At 64.3% G+C, this 21,485-nt stretch carries 12 protein-coding genes and 1 pseudogene; 7 read left to right on the top strand and 6 right to left on the bottom strand.

The features are described from left to right. Positions 1–75: 75 nt before the first annotated feature. The 6 genes from QF047_RS01505 to QF047_RS01480 all read right to left on the bottom strand — a co-directional run bounded on the left by QF047_RS01505 (position 76) and on the right by QF047_RS01480 (position 8,138). Positions 76–705: a hypothetical protein gene (locus QF047_RS01505; RefSeq protein WP_307273161.1), complete on the bottom strand. Its 630-nt coding sequence runs from the start codon at positions 703–705 to the stop codon at positions 76–78. A 10-nt stretch (positions 706–715) separates the two neighbouring features. After that, entirely contained in the window at positions 716–1,135 is a 420-nt protein-coding gene (locus tag QF047_RS01500) for a hypothetical protein (protein ID WP_307273159.1), read from the bottom strand. Between the two features lie 379 nt (positions 1,136–1,514). After that, positions 1,515–2,345: a hypothetical protein gene (locus QF047_RS01495; RefSeq protein WP_306636001.1), complete on the bottom strand. Its 831-nt coding sequence runs from the start codon at positions 2,343–2,345 to the stop codon at positions 1,515–1,517. Between the two features lie 788 nt (positions 2,346–3,133). Continuing rightward, entirely contained in the window at positions 3,134–5,152 is a 2,019-nt protein-coding gene (locus tag QF047_RS01490; RefSeq protein WP_307273154.1) for an ABC transporter ATP-binding protein, read from the bottom strand. Continuing rightward, on the bottom strand, positions 5,149–6,882 hold the full coding sequence (locus tag QF047_RS01485) for an ABC transporter ATP-binding protein (RefSeq protein WP_307273152.1): 1,734 nt from the start codon (positions 6,880–6,882) through the stop codon (positions 5,149–5,151). The genes QF047_RS01490 and QF047_RS01485 overlap by 4 nt, the downstream gene beginning before the upstream one ends. 164 nt (positions 6,883–7,046) lie before the next feature. Continuing rightward, entirely contained in the window at positions 7,047–8,138 is a 1,092-nt protein-coding gene (locus QF047_RS01480; protein WP_307273150.1) for an SDR family oxidoreductase, read from the bottom strand. A gap of 309 nt (positions 8,139–8,447) precedes the next feature. Between QF047_RS01480 and QF047_RS01475 the strand changes: the two genes are divergently transcribed. The 7 genes and pseudogenes from QF047_RS01475 (at position 8,448) to QF047_RS01445 (ending at position 21,466) form a co-directional block, all read left to right on the top strand. Next, entirely contained in the window at positions 8,448–9,851 is a 1,404-nt protein-coding gene (locus QF047_RS01475; protein ID WP_307273148.1) for an MFS transporter, read from the top strand. A gap of 187 nt (positions 9,852–10,038) precedes the next feature. Further along, positions 10,039–12,349, top strand: a pseudogene (gene katG, locus QF047_RS01470) (catalase/peroxidase HPI). Between the two features lie 515 nt (positions 12,350–12,864). Then, positions 12,865–16,395 carry a glycogen/starch synthase gene (locus tag QF047_RS01465; protein ID WP_307273146.1) on the top strand — a complete coding sequence of 1,177 codons (3,531 nt, stop codon included), beginning with the start codon at positions 12,865–12,867 and terminating at the stop codon, positions 16,393–16,395. After that, positions 16,392–17,399: an aminoglycoside phosphotransferase family protein gene (locus QF047_RS01460; RefSeq protein ID WP_307273144.1), complete on the top strand. Its 1,008-nt coding sequence runs from the start codon at positions 16,392–16,394 to the stop codon at positions 17,397–17,399. Before QF047_RS01465 ends, QF047_RS01460 begins: the two co-directional genes overlap by 4 nt. Beyond that, complete coding sequence (locus QF047_RS01455; protein WP_307273142.1) at positions 17,396–19,315, top strand: ABC transporter ATP-binding protein; 1,920 nt, start codon at positions 17,396–17,398, stop codon at positions 19,313–19,315. Before QF047_RS01460 ends, QF047_RS01455 begins: the two co-directional genes overlap by 4 nt. 127 nt (positions 19,316–19,442) lie before the next feature. Then, entirely contained in the window at positions 19,443–20,474 is a 1,032-nt protein-coding gene (locus QF047_RS01450; RefSeq protein WP_307273140.1) for a phosphotransferase family protein, read from the top strand. Continuing rightward, complete coding sequence (locus tag QF047_RS01445; protein WP_307273139.1) at positions 20,471–21,466, top strand: phosphotransferase enzyme family protein; 996 nt, start codon at positions 20,471–20,473, stop codon at positions 21,464–21,466. Before QF047_RS01450 ends, QF047_RS01445 begins: the two co-directional genes overlap by 4 nt. Positions 21,467–21,485: the final 19 nt, after the last annotated feature.

The following is a 21,485-nucleotide window of genomic DNA, read 5'->3' as shown; positions in this document are numbered from 1 at the left end:
CGACACGCCGAAACATTGCTTCGTATGTCCGTGTACTACGACGGGGCTGGTTCTGGCTAGAGCCGGGCCCTGCAGTTACTCTCGTTTGGTTGCGAGAATTTCGAGTATCAGTTGCAGCCGTTTTTTCGCTCTTACACTAGACCCACCCGCGACAACCCACTCCTCAAGCCGATCCGCTTCCAGGGCTGCCTCAGCGTCTTTAAGTTCTAGAGCAGCCTTCTCGGCATCTTTGCGAATCTTCCTGTAAACAGATTCACGAATAAACGCCCCGGGCACCCAGCTGGGAAGAATCCAACGACCATCACCTCCTAGTCTCAACAACCCGAGCAAGGGCAAGAGCGTTGGCAAGCCTAGAAGTACAACTTGGTGCAGGATCGCATCGTGCCGGTCCATTGCGGCTATTACGAAACCCGATGGCACCAGAATCATTAGCGAGCCAATAGGGGCAGCGATACGGGAAAACAAACTGGGCTTGTGCCACTGCACACCTGCATAGCGCACCAAGGGCAAAAGAAGTGCGGTGATAACCAGACTGCCTAAGATATAGACTGGCGCATTCTCCAACCTCGCAGTCGTCAGGACGGCGTCCATAATCCCTGCAACTGCCCCTAGCGCAAGTGCCTGCCAAAGACATTTTAGAGTACGGCGCCATCGGGAAAGTATAAATTTAGGATAGGGCTTCAGCTTGTTGTAATGCTGGCTCACATGCCTAGCCTCAATCACCCGAATCGTCGGGTTCTTGAATTCGACTAGCACTATTCGCCCGGGCGGCGTCGGCGGCAACCAATGAGTTCATGGCTGCTAAGAGAACGACCACGAGAAGGTAACTGAGATTCCGCTCAACACCGTCAAGAAGTACCGCTACCAAAGAGGACAGGGCCAGGGTGCAACTTGCTGCTGTACCCCCAACAGCAAGGTATGCGATGAGCATCCGATGGTTGTAGTCCGCCATAGTGGCTGCTCGAGACGAAGTGCTACTTTGTGCCATCACCTGAAGGGCAATAGTCCCAGCGGCAACGGCAGCCAATGCAGCTAGGACATCAGATTCCTTGAGATCCATCGGAACGAACGGCCGTGCGTAATCGCCCTCGGTCCAGTACAACAGAAGTTCAACGGCAACCATGTACGTGGCCAAGAACGATCCCAGGCCAATTATGGACCAAAAAGACATTCTCGGCACGACATCTCGATCCTCAACGGATCTCCTGGTTACTGATTCCCTCACCACATTTACCAAATCGCCTTCCCCAATATGCAGTCGTTTTCACGTCTGAATATAAGCACACAAGGGAAAGCCGTTGATGTGTGTCGACGTCAACCCGTCCAAGGACCAAGGCTTTGTCACCCTCCTGCGAGACGGCCTACCGGGCAGATGGCTCAATGGAGCTGCTTTTAGGTCCCCGGATACTTTGCTCAAGTGCGTCGAAGATCGGGAGGGCATGCTCATAGTCTGTGATACCACGACCGCTGCGGATGAACCTGCACAGGCTGCGGTACATCCACCTGCCGTTGCTTCATGCTTGTTTGGCGTCGTTCGCATGTTCCACGAGCTTCGCAAACTCCTCACTACGCCCTAGGAGGGCCGCCATCTCATTTTCAACCTTGTATAGCTCAAGCGTGTCCTGTTTAGATCGATTATCAAGAGCCCTTAGGGTTTCGGCGTAGATCTGCAGCTTTTTGTACTGGTTCTGCAGTCCGGCACTTGCTCCCGTTCGTTCCGGCCGCTGCACCTGAGAAGCGCCCACTAGGGTCGCTTCAATTCTGGAAAGCCGGTCTAAGACCTGCTCTAACACGTCGGCTACGGCGTCGGCACTGTCAGAAGTATCCGCTCTGATCTGGCTGAACATTTCAAAACTGGTTAGAGGGGTTACGAGGTCTTGGGTGTTACTAATGGCATATTCTGCGTACTCGCGGAGTTGCTTCACCGCTTCCTCAACAGAGGCAAGGTCGGTGATATCGTAAAAAATAGTTCTCTGATCGACGATGTCGAATGGCACCGTTTCACCTTTACTGATCAAATGAACTACCGGTTTTCGCCAGCCGTGAGCAATAGCTAACTCATAAAAAACGTTCGGATTGTGTCCCGTCAGATCCGCTACAACAAGATCCGCTTCATACAGCTTTCTAATAACGTGCTGGCCAATGGAGTCCGGGCTTTTGCCTTCATCAGCACGATGAACCTCCCACTCATCACCCTTCAAGGCCTCCCGAAATATGTACTTCAAGGCGTACATTGCCTTTCGATAGACCTCTGAACCTGGAACTCCGATCGGCGAAACTATGAATACCGATTTGCGTACCGGCTGAACCTTCTCAGGGTTCGTTACTCGGGCGTAATTGGGCATGGTCCGATGTTACGGCAACTCCAAAGCTCGTTTGACTATAGGTCCCACATTGCCCCGCACCACCTTGCGGAACCGCGCGTGACAGTATCTCCGCTCAGGAGCAGCATGCCACCGCTGATAGCGCATGCTTCAGTGCTAAAGCGACTAAGATCCCTGGCTTCGCCCCTCCAGAGTGGGCCTAGCAAATTGCCGGGCACTGGACAGTTCCAATCCCGCCGGGAAACCACAAGGAGGGGAAAGGCGGTCTCCCCTCCTTGTGCCTCGTTGGCTCAGGGTGGCCAGTGGGCTGCCATTACCCCAGCGCCGCACGTCCATATAGTTTCCAACATGTAGTGGTAGTAACTTCTAGACTTGACCTCTATGGCTTGAACTTGCCTGTGCTCACCTCTCGGCATACACCACCTCTTTCCTGACCGACGCTCCGCCCACATTCCGAATCCGAAGAATCTTTCACTGAGCAGACGTACGACCGCTAGGAGGAGCAACCCAACGAGGACACCCGTGATGACGCCCCAAGATCCGAGTCCTGGGACCACTGGCACCCTCAACCAACGATGTATTGAATATATAAGAATGCGAAAAGTCATCAAAATTGATAACTAGTTGCTTCCTGACGAACTGAAACCCCCTTTATCAAGTCAAATCGCAGGAACCCGCCCTTCGGCTTTCGCTAGTAATTAAGCTGCACTCCACTGGCATCACCCCCGCAACAACAGCTTGCGTTTCCGATAGGGGTCCATCCAACGGAGATAAGCAATGCCTGAAACAGCTGCGCCTAATCCGTACCCCTAAACCTCCGCCGCCGGAGCCGCAAACTGCGCCTCGTACAACCGCGCATAAGCCCCGCCCGCCGCCAACAGTGAAGCGTGCGTCCCCTGCTCCACGATCTGGCCGGCCTCCATCACCAGGATGAGGTCGGCATCGCGGATCGTGGACAAGCGGTGGGCAATCACGAAGGACGTCCGGTCGGACCGCAACGCACTCATGGCCTTCTGCACCAGCACCTCGGTCCGGGTGTCCACTGAAGACGTCGCCTCGTCCAAAATCAAAACAGAAGGCCGCGCCAGGAACGCCCGCGCAATCGTCAGCAGTTGCTTCTCCCCCGCAGACACGTTGGAGCCCTCGTCCTCCAGCACCGTGTCGTACCCATCAGGCAAGGACCGCACGAACCGGTCCACATAGGTCGCCCGCGCCGCCTCCAAGACCTCCTCCGGAGTAGCCGAAGGCCGCCCATAAGCAATGTTGTCCCGGATGGTCCCGCCGAACAGCCACGTATCCTGCAGCACCATCCCCAGCCGCGAGCGCAGCTCGCGCCGCGGCACGGAGGTGACGTCCACGCCGTCGAGCGTTATCCGCCCGGCGTCCAGCTCGTAGAACCGCATCATCAGGTTCACCAGCGTGGTTTTTCCGGCCCCCGTTGGCCCCACGATCGCCACCGTCTGCCCCGGCTCGGCCACCAACGAAAGCCCACTAATCAGCGGCTTGTCCGGCGAGTACGAGAAGGAAACATCCTCGAACACCAGCCGCCCCCGCCCAAAAACAGGCGAAGCAGAAGCAGCGGGCTCCGCGGACTCCTCGTCCTCGTCCAAGAGCGCAAACACCCGCTCAGCCGACGCCACCCCGGACTGCAGCAGGTTGGCCATGGACCCCAGCTGCGCCAGCGGCATGGTGAACTGCCGCGAGTACTGGATGAACGCCTGCACGTCACCCAGCTGCATCGCCCCGGACGCCACCTGCAGGCCGCCCACCACGGCGATCCCCACGTACACCAGGTTCCCGATGAACGTCATGGCCGGCATGATCAGCCCGGAAATGAACTGCGCGCCGAAGCTCGCCTCATACAGCTCCACGTTCTTCTGCCGGAACCGCTCCCCCACCTCCTGCTGCCGGCCGAACACCTTCACCAGCGCATGCCCGGTGTACGTCTCCTCGATCTGCCCGTTCAGCTCCCCCGTATGCTTCCACTGCGCCACGAACAGCTTCTGCGAGCGCTTGGCAATCAGCGCCGTGATCCCCAGCGTCAGCGGAATGGTCACCAGCGCAATCAGCGCCAGCGTGGGCGAGAGGATCACCATCATCACCAGCACGCCCACCACGGACAGGACCGACGTGACCGTCTGGCTGATGCTCTGCTGCAGGCTTTGCGAGATGTTGTCCACGTCGTTGGTGACCCGGCTCAGCAGCTCGCCGCGCTGGATCGAGTCGAAATACCGCAGCGGCAGCCGGTGGATCTTCGCCTCGATCTCCTCGCGCAGCCCGAACACCGTCCGCTGCACCACCCCGTTCAGCACATACGCCTGCACCCACATGAACCCCGACGCCAGCACATACAGCACCAGCGCCCACGTCAGCACACTGCCCAGCGCGCCGAAGTCGATCCCCTGCCCCGGCGTCAGCGCCATCGGCGTCAGCATGTCCGCCTTCTGGTTCTCCCCCGCGGCCCGCAGCTGCGCGATCAGCTGCTCCTTGCTCACCCCCGCGGGCAGCTGCTTGGACACCACCCCGGAGAAAATCAGGTTGGTGCCCTCCCCCAGCAGCCGCGGCCCGATCACCTGCAGCGTCACGCTGGCCACCGCCGTGGCCAGCACCAGCATCAGCCACGCCCGTTCCGGCCGGAGCTTGCCCAGCAGCCGCTTGGCCGACGGCCCGAAGTTCATCGCCTTCTCCGCCGGCACGTTCATCCCGCCGAAAGGTCCGCCGCGCCCCGGCCCGCCTGCCGGACGGGGAATGCGTACGACGTCGGCACTTGCAGTTTTGGACGCGGGCGCGGCCTTGGTGCCGGCTTCGGAAGTGGGTTCCGGGCTCATACCGTCTCCTCCGCCGCCAGCTGGGAGGACACAATCTCGCGGTACGTCTCCGACGTCTCCAGCAGCTCGCGGTGCGTTCCGCGCCCCACGATCCTGCCGTCGTCGAGCACCAGTATCTGGTCCGCATCCATGATGCTGGACACGCGCTGGGCGATGATCACCAGCGTGGCCCCGGCCGTGCTGCGCTTGAGCGCCTGCCGAAGCCGGGCGTCGGTGCCGGTGTCCAGGGACGAGAACGAGTCGTCGAAAATGTACAGTTCGGGCCGTTTCACCAGGGCCCGGGCGATGGCCAGCCGCTGACGCTGCCCGCCGGAAACGTTCGTGCCGCCCTGCGAGATGGGTGCATCCAGCCCGCCCTCCATCTCCTCCACGAAGCCGCGCGCCTGGGCGATCTCCAGCGCTTCCCAGCACTCGTCCTCGGTGGCATCCGGCTTGCCGTACTGCAGGTTGCTGCGGACGGTTCCGCTGAACAGGTACGGCCTCTGCGGGACCAGGCCGATGTGCCCCCAGAGCAGATCCGGGTGCAGCTCGCGCACGTCCACACCGTCGATCCGGACTGAGCCGGTGGTCGCGTCGAACAGCCGGGGCATGAGGTTCACCAGGGTGGTCTTGCCGGCGCCGGTGCTGCCGATGATTGCCGTCGTCTGCCCCGCCCTGGCGGTGAAGCTGATCCCGGAGAGGACCGGCTGGTCGGCACCCGGGTAGGCGAATCCGGCGTCGGCCATCTCCAGCTCGCCGCGCCGCACATTGCTGCTCAGGGGCGTCCGCGGCGGCCGCACGCTCGACTCCGTCCCCAGCACCTCGCCGATCCGGTCCGCGGAGACGGAGGCACGCGGGATCATCACAGCCATGAAGGTGGCCATCATGACGGACATCAGGATCTGCATCAGGTAGCTCAGGAACGCGATCAGGGTGCCCACCTGCATGGAGCCGTCCTCGATCCGGAACGAGCCGAACCAGATCACCGCCACGCTGGACACGTTCAGCACCAGCATCACCACGGGGAACGCGAGCGCCATCAGCCGGCCGGCCCGGAGCGCGGTGTCCGTGACGTCCTCGTTGGCCTGGGCGAAGCGCGCGCTCTCAATGTCCTCGCGGACGAAAGCGCGGACCACCCGGATGCCGGTGAGCTGCTCGCGGAGGACCCGGTTCACGGTGTCGATCCGCTTCTGCATCTTCCGGAACAGCGGCACCATCCGGATGATGATGAGCCCCACGCTAATGAGCAGCACGGGCACGGCCACCGCGATCAGCCAGGACAGCTGCACGTCCTGCCGGATGGCCATGATCACGCCGCCGATGGCGAGCATGGGTGCGGCCACCATCATGGTGGAGCCCATCAGCACCAGCTGCTGAACCTGCTGGACGTCATTGGTGGACCGGGTGATCAGGCTGGGCGCGCCGAACTTGGTGACTTCCTGCTCCGAGAACTCCCCCACTCTGGCAAAGATGGCGCCTCTGAGGTCCCGCCCGGTGCCCATGGCCGCCTTCGCCCCGAAGTACACGGCGATCACGGCGCAGGCGATCTGCAGCAGCGTGATCCCCAGCATCAGGCCACCGAGGTTGAGGATGACACCGGTATCCCCCTTGGCCACGCCCTCATCAATGATGTCCGCGTTCAGCGTGGGCAGGTACAGCGACGCGATGGACTGCGCCAGCTGGAAGATGACGACGGCGATCAGCAGCTGCCGGTGCGGCCGCAGGTATTCAACAAGCAGTTTCCAGAGCAATGCCGGCTCCAACCTGACACAGTGTCCACAAGGGGTGGTGCGAAGGTCAGTTTACGTCCGGAGGCTGGCACTTTGGCCGGGGTTTTCGAGGAAGTTGGAGCGGTTCTCGCAGGGCGTATTCCGGGCTCGGCTCGAAGGCTCCCACCCCTCCGTCACCGCCTAAATCAGGGAATGAGGTTCTCGGCCCGGTAACGGTCGAAGAGCGCGATGAAGGCATCCAGCGTCCGCCGGTAGCCGGTGAATCCGGCATCGCGGCTCTTACCCATGTCCGTCACTACCTCAATGCCGCGTCCCAGGTCACTGTCCGTGTGCCACCAGGATGCAAGGCGGCCCAGGTCCGGTTCGCGGAGGTTGTGGCGCGCGGCAAGCTGCCTCCACTGTTCCTCCCGCCCGGCCATGGACCTCTCCAGCGGACGGGGCTCGTTCTGGTACCCCTCCCACTCCACGCCGAAATAGGCTGCGAGTTGAGGCCACATCCAGCGCCAGCGGAACACATCGCCGTTGACGATGTTGAAGGCCTCGTTGGCAGCCCCCGGTGTGGTGGACGCCCAGAGCATGTGCTCGGCGAGCAGGCCCGCGTCCGTCATGTCGGTCAGGCCGTTCCACTGGATTTCGGATCCCGGAAAGACGAACGGCTCCCCGTTCTCCCGGCAGAGTGCCGCCTGGGCCGCGAGCGTAAGGCCCATGTTCATGGCATTGCCCACCGCGTGCCCTATCACGGTGTGTGCCCGGTGCACGGACCAGGTGAACCCCTGCTCCGCCGCTGCGGCCCAGAGTTCGTCCTCCTGGGCATAGTAGAAGTTCGGCACCGGCAGGCGCGGCTCCTCCTCGTGGAAGGGCGTGTCCGCCATCTCTCCGGCTGCATACGCTTCGAAGGGCCCAAGGTAGTGCTTGAGGCCGGTCATCAGCGCAACGTGTGCCACGTCCTTGCCCCGAAGCGCAAAGAGGAGGTCACGCACCATGCCGGCATTGACGGCGATGTTCTCCTCCTCGGTATCGCGCCGGGACCACGCCGTGAAAAAGACATGCGAAGGATTCTCCGGGCCAAGGACCTTGGCGAGGGAGTCAGCCGAGGTCAGGTCTGCGGAGAGCCACCGGACGCCGGGACGTTCAGCACCGGGGTTCCTGGACAAGGCAAGAACGGCCCATCCCCCGCCAGCCAAGGTATCGACGAGGGCGGACCCCGCAATACCGGTGGCTCCTACAACCAGGGCCGTCCGGTCCTTGCCCGCTGCTGTTCCTGCGCCAATGGTCATGGTGCTCCTTCATGTTGCTTAACTAATGTCCGCGCCCGCCGGCAGGCTTCCGCTGTGACAGGCCTGCCCGCAAGGTGCGGTTGGAAAATGATGCCGACGGCGGCCCCTTAGCGACAAGCCCGGGCGCCCGGCAGATATTCCGCACGCAGCGGTCTCCTCACGTTGACGTAACCGGCGTCACCTTCTATGATTAATGAATCGATTCAAGGGAAAGGGCTTTCCAAAGCCCTGGAACCGTCAAGATCACCTTGACCATCCGGAACAGAACAGATCCGGTTCCTTGCCAATGACGACGAAGGAATTCATCGAATGAGCACCATCCCCGGTGAAAGCCGCTCCATCCCGGAAGTAAGCGCCGGCCGGCGGGACCCGAAGAAGGCCGCCATGAGCGGCTGGATCGGCAGTGCACTTGAGTACTACGATTTCGCGCTGTACTCCCTGGCCGCGACGCTGATCTTTCCGGCCATCTTCTTCCCGTCCGAGAACAAGACGGTGGCCATCATCGCCTCGCTGGCCACGTACGCCGTCGGCTACGTTTCCCGTCCGGTGGGCGCGGTTGTCCTGGGCGCCTACGGTGACCGGCACGGCCGCAAGAAGGTGCTCGTCTTTGCCATGCTGCTGATGGGCTTCGCGACCTTCGCCGTCGGGCTCCTGCCCACGTACGGACAGGTCGGCGCCCTGGCCCCGATCCTTTTGGTGATCCTCCGCCTGATCCAGGGGTTCGCCGTCGCCGGTGAACTCGGCGGAGCCAGCGCGATGATTGTGGAGCACTCCCCTGACGCCAAGCGCGGCTTCTTCGCAAGCTTCAGCCTGCAGGGCACACAGGTGGGCTCCATCCTGGCCACGGCCGTCCTGCTTCCCCTGTCGGCCATTCTCCCCGCCGAGCAGTTCCAGGCCTGGGGCTGGCGCATCCCGTTCCTGCTCAGCGCCTTCGTGATCCTGGCTGGCTACCTTATCCGCCGCCGCGTGCAGGAGCCGCCCGCATACCTGGCGCGGACGGAAGAGGGTAAGGCAAAACCCCGGTTCCCGATCGTTGACCTCGTGCGCAGCCACCCCTGGGTCATGGTCCGCTGCGTCATCATGACGTTCACCAACGTGGTGGGCATGGCAACGCTCATCTTCGGTGTCTCCTACGCCACCCAGAAGGGCTACGGCAACGGCTTCACCAGCAGCGAATTCCTCTGGGTGACCCTCGTGGCCAACGTGGCCGCCGTCCTGACCATCCCGCTGTTCGGCGCACTGTCCGACAGGATTGGCCGGCGGATGCTGATGGTGGCTGGCGGCATCGGCGGCGGCGTGCTGGCCGGCGGATACCTGTGGGCCATCGAGCAGGGAAGCCTCGCACTGGTCTTCGTCTGCATCGTGGTCGTCCAGGGCATCTTCTTCCAGATGTGGAACGCCACCTTCGCAACGTTCTTCCAGGAGCAGTTCCCCATGCGGATCCGCGTCACCGGGTTCGCGGTGTCGCAGAATCTCGGCCTCATGATCGCATCGTTCTTCCCCAGCATCTTCACCGCGATCGCCCCGCCGGGATCCACCAACGTCCCCATGGTCATCGGGCTGACCACGTTCGGCATCTGCGCCGTCGCGGCGCTGGCCACCCTCCTGTCCCGCGACACCAAGGGCAAGTCCCTTGATGACCTCGAAGCGAACAAGGCTGGCGCGGAATCGCCAAAGCCCGCGATCGCCCGCGAGAGCGTGACGGCGAGCTAACTCATACCGTCCTGGGGGCTGACGTGAGTGGCACCCAGGGCAGAGAGGACGACGGCGGACTTCCCGCCGTCGTCCTCTTCCGTTAAGCACCGGCAAGCATGTGAGAGGCCCCTCCCCCGGGCTTCCCGCTCATGGTTACATAGGAGGGTTGAACCGGCCGCCCGAGTCCGACCACGGCCTCGGCCAGATGGAAGGAAGCACATTGACCGATCCCCAGGAACATCCCCCGGTTCGCACTCCCGGAAGCGCCCAGGGCCTGGACAGCAAGGCTGAGGGCGGATGCCCTGTGGCCCACGACAGCGTCACTTCGCACGGCAGCGAGAGTGAGAACCCGGCGATCGATTCGCCGCAACCCAAGGGGCACCGCCCGCGGACTGTCGCCGACTGGTGGCCCAACCAGCTGGATCTCTCAGTGCTCCACACGCATGGTCAAGCGAGCAACCCGCTGGGCCCCACGTTCAGCTACAGCGAGGAATTCCAGAAGCTCGACGTCGAGGCGCTCAAGCAGGACATCACGCAGGTCCTCACCACCTCCCAGGACTGGTGGCCCGCGGACTTCGGCCACTACGGCGGCCTGATGATCCGGCTGAGCTGGCACGCCGCCGGCACCTACCGCGTCCACGACGGCCGCGGCGGTGCAGGGGACGGCAGCCAGCGGTTCGCGCCGCTGAACAGCTGGCCGGACAACGCCAACCTGGACAAGGCCAGGCGGCTGCTGTGGCCGGTCAAGCAGAAGTACGGCCAGAAACTCTCCTGGGCGGACCTGCTGGTCCTCGCAGGCAACGTCTCCCTGGAGTCGATGGGCTTCAAGACCTTTGGCTTCGCCTTCGGCCGTGAGGATGTGTGGGAGCCCGAGGAGATTTTCTGGGGACCTGAGGACACCTGGCTCGGCGACGAGCGCTACATCGGCGAAGGCCAGATGTCGGACGAGGTGGGCTCCACGGAGATGGGCCTGATCTACGTCAACCCGGAGGGGCCGATGGGCAACGCGGACCCGCTCGCGGCCGCGACGTTTATCCGCGAAACCTTCAAGCGCATGGCCATGAATGACGAGGAGACCGTGGCGCTGATCGCCGGCGGCCACACCTTCGGCAAGACGCACGGCGCCAGCGACGCCGACGCCCATGTGGGCCCCGAGCCGGAGGGCGCCGACCTCGAGGCGCAGGGCCTGGGCTGGCTCAGCACGTACGGCAGCGGCAAGGGGCCGGACACCATCACCTCGGGCCTGGAGGTAACCTGGACCGACCGGCCCACGCAGTGGAGCAACCGCTTCTTCGAGATCCTGTTCGGGCACGAATGGGAGCTGGTCCAGAGCCCCGCGGGCGCCAAGCAGTGGGTGGCCAAGGACGCCGAGAAGATCATTCCGGACGCACACGACCCGGAGAAGAAGCACCGGCCCACGATGCTCACCACGCGATCTCTCGCTGCGCGTCGACCCGGTCTACGGGGAGATCTCGCGGCGCTTCCTGGAGAACCCGGACGAGTTCGCCCTCGCGTTCGCCAAGGCCTGGTACAAGCTGCTGCACCGCGATATGGGTCCGGTGGGCCCGCACCTGCTGGGGCCGTGGGTCCCGGAGGCCCAGCTCTGGCAGGACCCCATCCCTGCCGTGGACCACGAGCTGATCGGTGAGCAGGACATTGCCTCGCTTAAGGCCAAGTTGCTGGACTCCGGGCTGTCTGTTTCGCAGCTCGCCAGTACCGCGTGGGCGGCAGCGTCCACCTACCGCAAGACCGATAAGCGCGGCGGCGCCAACGGCGGGCGGATCCGGCTGGAGCCCCAGCGCGGCTGGGAGGCCAACGAGCCTGAGCAGCTGTCCACCGCTTTGCAGGCGATCGAGAGGGTGCAGCAGGAGTTCAACTCCGCCCAGGCCAACGGCAAGAAGGTTTCGCTGGCGGACCTGATCGTCCTCGGCGGCTGTGCCGCGGTCGAGAAGGCGGCGAACGACGGCGGGTTCCCCGTCACAGTGCCGTTCCGGCCCGGCCGGACCGACGCCGCCCAGGACCAGACCGACGTCGAGTCCTTCCAGTACCTGCAGCCGCGGGCGGACGGGTTCCGCAACTACGTCCGCCCCGGCGGAAAGCTCCCGCCGGAGACTCTCCTGCTGGACAAGGCGTACCTGCTGGACCTCTCCGCGCCGGAAATGACAGCGCTGGTTGGCGGCATGCGCGCCCTCGGCACCAACGTGGGCGGTTCCAACCACGGCGTCCTCACCGACCGGCCTCAGGTCCTGACGAACGACTTCTTCGTCAACCTGCTCTCCCCCGGCACCAAGTGGAAAGCCTCCGAGGCGGAGGAGAACGTCTACGAGATCACCGACGTCTCCACCGGCGAACTGAAGTGGACCGCCACACCCGTGGACCTGGTCTTCGGCTCCAACTCCCAGCTCCGGGCGTTGGCCGAGGTCTACGCCAGCGACGACGCCAAAGAGAAGTTCGTCAACGACTTCGTGGCGGCCTGGGTCAAGGTCATGGAGCTGGACCGCTTCGACCTGAGCTGAGTTCGGTTTACTGAAGACTGCGTCCGGGCCGGCTGCTTCCTGCGGCCGGCCCGGATTGCTCATCATGCCGTTTCAAGTAGGGTGATTGCCCGCAAAATAGGGGAGGTTGCCCGAATTGTGGGGGGTTATTGCCCTTTAATAGGGGTGATTCTCCGTTGAGGACACACAGTTCCCTATGCCAGAATGGGCGTGGTTTCGCTTGTCCGCGATGGGAAATTCGTCGAAAAGCAGAGTCGTGTCTGGCCGTGTGACTCAGCTCTTACGCGGCCGGTTCGGTCCCCGCGATACCTGGGGACGTGCCGGGTTGTGGGTGGCAACTCAGCATTCTCCTACAGCCATGGCGCCCGTGAGCCTGAACAAGGCCTCCCAGTAATCGGAACTGGCGGTGGAGCCGTTCCGATCAATGATGGGAACGGCGATCATGACCCGGTTCCTCCGCCCAGGCTTTGATGTTGGCTCGAAGAAGAACCGCACCGGAATAACCGGAGTGATTCTGCGCCCAGGATGCCAGCCCGATGCTTACTGATCCGTCTGTCCCCGCCAACGGGACCAGGGACGGGGTCCTCCGCAAGGTGGAACCGCCGGAGGGCGCTTTCACTGCCCCGGCCCTTACGCTGCAACGGGTGCTCTTCGCCAGCGCCGAAGCGTACCCGTTCATGAAGGTGGGCGGACTGGCTGATGTCAGCAGCGCTCTGCCGAAGAGATTATCCCGGCTGGGCTTTGACGTCCGTCTGGTGATCCCGGCTTACAGGGGCCTCGGAGGCAGCCCGGTGCTGACGATCGATGTGCCGTTGGGTCCGATCGCCGAGCGCGTCATTGTCCGCCGGCTCCCGTCCTTGGGCGGAGTGGACGTACTCGCACTTGACGCTCCGGGCTGGTTCGACCGGGAGTTACCGTACAGCTATCAGGACAACGACGTCATGCCGTTTGTGCTGTTCTCCAAAGCAGTCACAGCGCTGGCTGCCCAGGGAGAGTGGCTTCCGGACATCATTCACTGCAACGACTGGCATTGCGGGCTCGTGGCTCAGGAAGTCCGGCAGGGACTGCACAGGCAGGCGCTAGCAGGAACCGGGATCGTCTTCACCATCCACAACATCGCCTATCAGGGGCCTGTAGGGGCCGCGACCGACCAGCTGATAGGACTGCCGCAGAGCGGAAGCTTGCTCGAACGGGGCATCGCATTCGCAGACCGGATAAACACCGTTAGTCCCCGTTACATGGAGGAGATCCTCACCCCGGCCCAGGGAGCGGGTTTGGACGGGCTGCTGCGGGCCCGCAGGGGCGCCGCCCGCGGCATCCTTAATGGCGTCGACTACGACGAGTTCAGCCCCGGGGTGGACCCGTGGATTGACACCCGCTACAACGGCGATTTCATCGCAGGCAAGAGCGCGAACAAGAAAGTCCTGCAGAAGCTCAGCAACCTGGAGCCCGCTCCAGACCGACCGGTCTTCGGCATGGTGGCCCGGCTGGTATCCCAGAAAGGGATTAGCCTGCTGACTTCCGCTTTGGAGCAGTTCGTCGCCCGGGGAGCCCAGGTGGTGGTGCTGGGTGAGGGTGCGCCCCGGTACCGGCGCCAACTGCAGGCGGCCACCCGGAGTTACCCCGGAAGCGTGAGCTACCATCCCACGTCGAGTGAATCCCTGGCCCGGCAGGTCTACGCCGGCAGTGACTTCTTCCTTGCGCCATCCGTTTTCGAGCCGTGCGGGCTGACGCCGCTGATCGCCCTGAAATACGGCACCATCCCCATCGTGCGCCGCACCGGCGGCCTCGCCGACACCGTGACCGATTACGTCGAGGATCCGGCCGAAGGCCTGGGGTTCGTCTTCGTGCAACGCCGCGTCGTATCCATGCTGTCGGCTGTGGACAACGCGCTGGCACTCTACTCACGGACGCCCGAAATGAACCATCTCCAGCGGAGGGCAATGAGGGCAGACTTCTCCTGGCGGGTGCCTGCGCGTGAGTATGTGGCCGTGTACGAGGAGGCTCTGCACTCACGCAACACCATGGAGGTCAGCCGGAACACCGAACAGACCAGCCAAGCGGAACCGCTGCCGAGGCCGGCTTCCGCTCCGCTTCCCTTGGCGCTCGTCCACCATGCCAATCAGTTCCTGATTACCGACGGCTATCAGGACCGGGAGGGCCTGACCTCGCTCGTTAGGGGGTACAGTGCACTGCTGCGGCTGCACGAAAAGTACCGCGTCCCGCTGAACCTCCACTTGTCCGGGACACTGATTGAAGCCGCAGCCTGGCATCACCCTTGGTTCCTGGCGGAGGTCCGCCGGCTTCGCGACGTCGGCCTGGTCTCACTCACGGGCGGGACATACTCCGAAAACGTCCTTACCGCCTTCAGCAGGGAATACAACCGGCGGCAACTGCAGGAGTTGTTTTGGCTCTACCGGCACCACCTCGGGTGCGCACCGGGCGATCTGGAGATCTGCTGGGTCCCTGAGCGGGTGTGGGATACGGACCGCCTTGCCAAGGTCCTGACCGACCCTCGGCTGCCAAATGGCGGATATCGTTACGTCCTGCTCGATGACCGGCTGCTGTATCCCTCCGATGCTACCCACGGAGTCAGCGACAGGCTTGAATTTGACGGCGCTGACCCGGCCAGCCCTCCTCCTTCGGATGCCCTCCGCCCATACCGCATCAAGGGCGGCAAGGGCCTGCAGGTCGTGCCGATGTCGACCCGGCTGCGCTACTGGATTCCTCCTGATGACAAGAGCCACTGGCGCAGCCTGTCCCGGGCCGCCGAGCTTCCCATGGCTCCCGGTGATGACAGCATCCTGGTCTACGCGGACGACATGGAAAAGAGCGCGGGAGTGGGGCCGTGGCATCCCAGTGCCCTCGGCCGGTATGAGGAGTTCCTGCGCTGGCTTGCCACCCAGCCCAAGCTTTTACCTGTGGACCTGTCATCGTGGCTTCGCCAGCGCCGGAGGAGCCCGGGTGTCCGGGTTGTGGAACGCGGGACCTTCGTGGAGCTGGCCAAGGATTGGCACGCGGGCGAAGACTACAGCGGCTGGGGCAAGGACGAAGCGTGGGCCCCTTACCAGGAGCACCTCGCCCGGGCCCGCCGTGTAGTGGCCGACGCAGAGCGGGCGGGCGCAGAACCCCGGCTGACGGCGCTGGCCTGGAAGCACGTGCTTGCTTCCGGGTATGAGACGGCATGGCACGACATTGACCACCCCGACCGGCTGCCCGCCCCTTGGGCCAAGGCTGTGGCCAGCCATGTGCGGGCCGCCTGTGTGTTGGCCGCCGCCGCCGGATGGTTCGGCCGGCAGGTCCGCCCGCTGGAGGCCGAAATGATTGACATTGACGACGACGGCGTCGAGGAGCTGGTGCTGCGAAGCGAGCACCTGTTCGCGGTGCTCGCCCCGGAGCATGGCGGCCGGCTGGTCTACCTGGCGTACCGGGGCCCTAACGGGGGTGTTTTAGCAATCGGCAACCCTACCGACGACTGGAACCGCCAGGAGGAGCTGAACACTTACATGGACGTGCCGGCCAACCACCCCGGCGGCCTGGCAGATGGCGGAGGCCTCCACGACCGATACGAAGTCAGCATCCACTGGGGGGACGGAATCATCGTGTCGGAGCTGAGGAACGTGCAGGAGGACAGCCCTCTGTTCGGGTTGTGCAAAAGGGCGGTCCTTGATGACGCTGCCCCTGCCCTGCTAGTGGCCTACGACCTGCCTGCGGGGGCAGACGGAATCAGCATCCATACGTGCCTGTCGCCGGACTACTACCGTTTGCTCCGCCATGGCGTGGCAGAGCTGCAGCGTACTGGAGGAACCAGTTGGCAGGGCGCCTCCAGCAGGGCAACCCAGGTATGGGTAGCGCTGGCCGACGACGAAGACACCGCGTGGTGCGACCCGGAAGCACCGGACCCGGGGCATGGAGTCCTCATCAGCGTGCGTGCGCAAGCAGGATCCTTCCACCTGCTCATCGGTCTCGGCGAGATTGACGAGGAGGCCGCCCAGGAAACGGTGAAGTCGGGCCGGGAACGGCTCGCCACCCTGGCCGCAGGCGAGCTGACGGGAGACCGGGCGTGAGCGCACCAAACCCTGACATTGATGCACGTGCGCAGCGGCAAGCGATTGCCGAGTCCCTGCTCGCTTCGCCGCCACCGCTTGATGCCCTGCCTCCGGGACGGGCGCAAGTGCTCACACGCTCGGTTGTGCATGCCTCCCGGAGCCGGCCCGTTGTCCGGTGGACCGTAGCCCTTGACTCCGGGTCCGGCACCTCCACTCTGCTCGCAGTGATCGGCAAGGGCTACCGTGCCGGCGGCGGCGAGCAGGCATGGCGGCTGCTCAGGAGCCTGCGTCAGGCCGGCTTCGATGAGGCAGAGCTCAGGGTTCCTGAGCCATACGGGTTTGACCCGTCGCGTCAGCTTCTCGCGCAGGAGGAGGCCCCAAGCACCACGCTGCATTCACTCTTGGACGGCGACCCACGATCCGCCGCGCCCGAAGCCGGCCGGGCAGGGCGCTGGCTGGCCCGCCTGCATCACGTCAGAGGCGTTCATGCGCCCGACCTGGCGGCAGACTTCGAGCGGCTCAAGCTGGGCCAGTATGCCGAGGCGTTGGCCGGGCTCTTGCCCAAGGCCGCCGCGAGAGTGGCAGAGCTCACCGCAGCCACCATTGAGGAGCTGGCCAGGACCGACGGGCCCCGCGTGCTCACACACGGCGACTTCCAACCCAAGAACATCCACTTGGACCGGTACCGTTTCGTGGTCATCGACTTCGATCGCGCCGCATGGGCCCCTGCCGGGCGGGACCTCGGCCATTTCATCGGGCAGACCCTGACCATGGGCGCCTCCCGGCACGGAAACCTGACGGCCGCCGTGCCCTGGGTGGACGCGTTCCTGGAAGACTACTCGGCTGCCGGCGGCGATGAAGGTGCAGTCCGGTCCGTCCCCGCCTACGTTGCCCGCACCTTCGCCGAGGTCCTTTTCTACCGCCTCGTAGTTCGCCCGGTCAGGGACTCCTCGTTCGTCCCTGACTGGTTGGACGCCTGGGAACGGGCCGTGAGCGCCGCCGCGGGAGGGAGGTCCCGGTGAGACGAACCAGCAGGCGCCTGATTCCCATCGCTGCCGCAGGCACTCCTATTCCGGTCATGCAGGCCCACATGATCCTGCGTACCTTCGGACCGTTCCTGCGCCCGCAATGGCCCGGCTGCCTGCTGGCCGCGCTGCTCGCGGTCGCCGGGACGGGCATCGCGCTGCTCAAACCATGGCCGCTGAAGTATCTCTTCGACGAAGTGCTGTTACCCACTGGGAACCCCACCAGCCAGGACATCCAGTACATCCTCGTCCTGGTCGTCGCGGCGCTGGCCGGCATCGCCGTCCTGGACTCCTTGGTCGGCGCAGCCCGAAGCTATATCCTCACCGTGGTCGGCGAACGCGTCTCGGCATCAATCCGGACCAAGCTCTACGATCACCTGCAGCGGCTGCCCCTTGCGTATCACGAAGGGACACCAACAGGTGAACTGACCACCCGCCTGACCGGAGACGTCGACAAGGTGCGGGCACTGCTTACCGTGACGCTCGTTGACGCCTCAACGCACGTGCTCACACTGGCCGGCATGGCCGGGGTGCTGCTGGTCATGGACTGGCAACTCAGCCTGGCACTGCTGTTGGTGCTGCCACTTTTGCTCCTCACGGTGTCCAGCTTTCGAGCCCGCATCCGCACAGTGGAGGAAAACGCGCGCGACAGCGAGGGCGACCTGGCGGCGGTAGCGCAGGAGTCACTGGTAGCGATCAAGCTGGTCAAGGCCGCAGGACGGGAAGATGACGAGTCCAAGCGCTTCCGTCGCCACTCCGATGCCGCAGTCACTGCTGTGCTGCGCTCGGCGCGGACAAGCGCCGCATTTGGCGCCGCTGTGGACGCTGTGGTGGCTGTAGCCACCACAGGTCTGATCTGGCTTGGAGCCCAGCGTGTGCTCAAAGGCGCGCTGACACCAGGAGACCTGGTCATCTTCACCTCCTACCTGCGTGACTTCTTCGGCCCAACACGCGCCCTGTCCAAGCTGCCCGCCCAGCTGGCCCGAGCCGGCGTGCGCGCGGCCCGCATCGCCGACACCCTCCGGCGCAGCCCTGACATCCAGGACAAACCCGGTGCCCTTCCCGCCGGCCCACCCCGGAAGCAGCTGAGCCTGCACGGGGTCGGATTTGCCTACACCCAGGACCGCCCCGTCCTGCGGGATGTGGACCTGACGGTCCCAGTGGGCAGCACTTTGGCAGTTGTCGGACCCACCGGGGCCGGGAAGTCCACAATCGCTGCCCTAATGTGCCGGCTGCAGGACCCCACCAGCGGCCGGGTCCTCCTGGACGGCACGGACCTGCGTGACCTGACTGGCGCCAGCCTGCACACCCAAGTGGGGCTGGTTACCCAGGACGCCGTGCTGTTTCGGGCATCCGTGCGGGAGAACATTGCGTACGGCCGGCCCGATGCCTCGCTGGAAGAGGTCCAGGACGCAGCCCGCGCGGCCCAGGCCCACAACTTCGTGCAGGCGCTGCCCCGCGGCTACGACACCGTGCTGGCTGAGCGCGGGGCAACGCTGTCCGGAGGCCAGAAACAGCGGTTGGCACTGGCGCGCGGATTGCTGCAGGGCTGCCCGGTCCTCGTGCTCGACGAACCGACGACGGGTCTGGATGCCCAATCCGAGCACGCGCTGCTGGAGGCCCTCCTGCGCGTGGCATCCGGGCGGACCACAGTGATCATCACGCATCGCATGGCCGCCGCCATGGCAGCGGACGAGATCGTTGTCCTTGATGCGGGCCGGGTAGTGGAACGCGGCACCCACCACCGGCTCATTGCCCGCGGCGGCCTCTACAGCGAGATGTGCCGTCTGCAGGGCATCGCCGGCTCACGCCCCACGTGGAACGGCAGCCACGGCAATGGACGCCATCCCTCACCACAGTCCGAAGTCGAAGCTGACCAGCCCGCTACCTACCTGAGAGGAAGCCGACCGTGACCGGGCACAGCACCCAGCCGGACCCCACCAACTTGATAGCTGGCGTCACCGGTAGCAGGACGCATGTACTGTCCGGCGCACGAGTTCACTGGATTACCCATAACCCCTTCCGAGTAAAGGAGGACGCATGAACCGCACCCAAATCCCGTCCCAACACCGCGATATCAAGGAGCAGCAGGTCAATCGTGCCGAACGGGTCTGTGCACCGGAGTTCCTCAACCGCTATGTCCGCCCACACTTGATTCCGGCTGTTCCGGGCGCCTCGGACGGAGGCACGTGGACAACAAAGGTGATTCAGCTGGACGGATCGGGGGCCGCCACTGTAGAGATCAATCTCGACGGCGGCCCCCCTGTTTTCGCCAAGCTGTTCCCCTTCGAGGATGGCCCTGCCGTGCACGCAAAATTGCAGGCCATGCGCAATGCCGGGCTGGGGGCCGGCTCCCCGTTCCAGGCTGTCGAGCCGTTGGCGTGGTGCGGGGACGAAAAGGTCCTGCTGTGCCGGGGAGCCCCGGGCAAAGCACTGTCGGAAGTGCTCGACGACGGCGCTGAACTCACCGAGGGCTGCGCCCGCGCGGGATCATGGCTGGCCCACCTGCATAAGGTGGATCTCCGGGTCGGGGCCCCACACTCCCTACTGGTGACAGGGGAGCTGACGAGCCTGGCCAAACGCCTTGTCAGAGTGGCGACTGACCGTCCTGGCTACGCTGAGGTGGCATTGGGCATGCTCGAACGGTTGGACGACCTCACCCATGACACCGTGGACAGCGTCCATGCCCAAAGCCACGGGCAGTACCGGCCGATCCACGTCTTTCTGACCGAGGAAACCGTTACAGTGATTGACCTCGACCGCAGCGCCCCGGCGGACCCCGCCCGCGATGTGGCCGAGTTCCTCCACCGGCTGCGCCAAGGCGTTCACTCAGCCACCGGCGACATTTCCCGCGCCGACCAGCCGTGCGACGCTTTCCTCGGCGCGTATCGGGAGGCAGCCGGCGTCGAACGGCTGCGAAACCTGCGGTTCCACTGGTGCCGGTATATATTCCACAGCCTCAACCGCGACGTGAAAAACGGGGCCGCCGACTGGCACAACGGTGCAAACGATGTCTTCCGACGTTACCGGGAGGAGTTCTACAGGGTGGCAGAAGGGCGGGCAGGCGCATGACGTCGACCATGGGCGTCCTGCTGGACCGTGCCGGGGCGGAGCTCCCGCTGTCCGAGCTCGCGAGTCTGTGGCCACTGGGTGGTTGGAACTCAGTTGCCCCGGTGGCAGGCGGCAAAAACGAGCACCTGCGCGTTGAAGCCACGGATGGTGTCCACTACCTGCGCCGCTCGTACCGGTCCAAACCGCATGAGGAACTCGCCCGCCAACTCCGCCTCATGCGGCTGCTCCGGGAGCGGGGATTCCCCGCACCGGAGGTGGCCCCGGCCAGCTCCGGCAAGGACCATGCCGAGCTGGACGGCCGGTTATGGATCGCAACGCGGGGAGTTCAAGGGACACCGTTCATCGATGCATCGCCGGCGCACGTGCAGGCTATGGGACGAACACTTGCCCGGTACCACCAGACCGTGGCCGACCTTCCAGCGGCAGTGGCCGAACCCGCCGTGCTGCTTGAGTTGCGCACGCGGGCAAATGACGAAGGGGTAGATGCGGCCGTGAGAACCCGGACCGCGCACCTGGTCGCACAATTAACCGCAGTCCTGCCGCACCTGCCCCGGGTGGTGGTGCACGGCGGCGCCCGACGAGGCAGCCTGGTATTCAACGGCAGCGAGGTGGCGGGCGTCCTGGACTTCGACAGTGCCCACGCGGACGTGCGCGTCCTGGACCTTGCCGTCGCCGTCCACGACGTCGGCAAGGTCTACACCCGTCCAGGTGAAGCCGACAATAAGGTCGCCCTCGACCTCGGCCGGGTCTCTGAGCTGCTGGCCGCTTACAGCCGGGACTTGCGGCCGAACGAGGCAGAGATCGAGGCGCTGCCGCTGCTGCTGGAGGCCAAACGGTTGAAGCGCGGCCTGGGGCGGCTCAGCCGGTCACGCCACGGCGAGAGGCTCTCCGAGAATGACTACACGAAGATCCGGTTGGAAGACCAGCGGATCGCTTGGCTGGAGGAGCACCGCAGCGCATTGGCGGCCGCTTTCCGGAAAGCCCTGGCGTAGCTGTGAACCCTGAAGGTTG

Source organism: Arthrobacter sp. W4I7, from assembly GCF_030816215.1.
Classification (GTDB): Bacteria; Actinomycetota; Actinomycetes; order Actinomycetales; family Micrococcaceae; genus Arthrobacter; species Arthrobacter siccitolerans_A.
The sequence above is the reverse complement of the archived record's forward strand: the minus strand, read 5'-3'. Positions and strand labels throughout refer to the sequence as shown.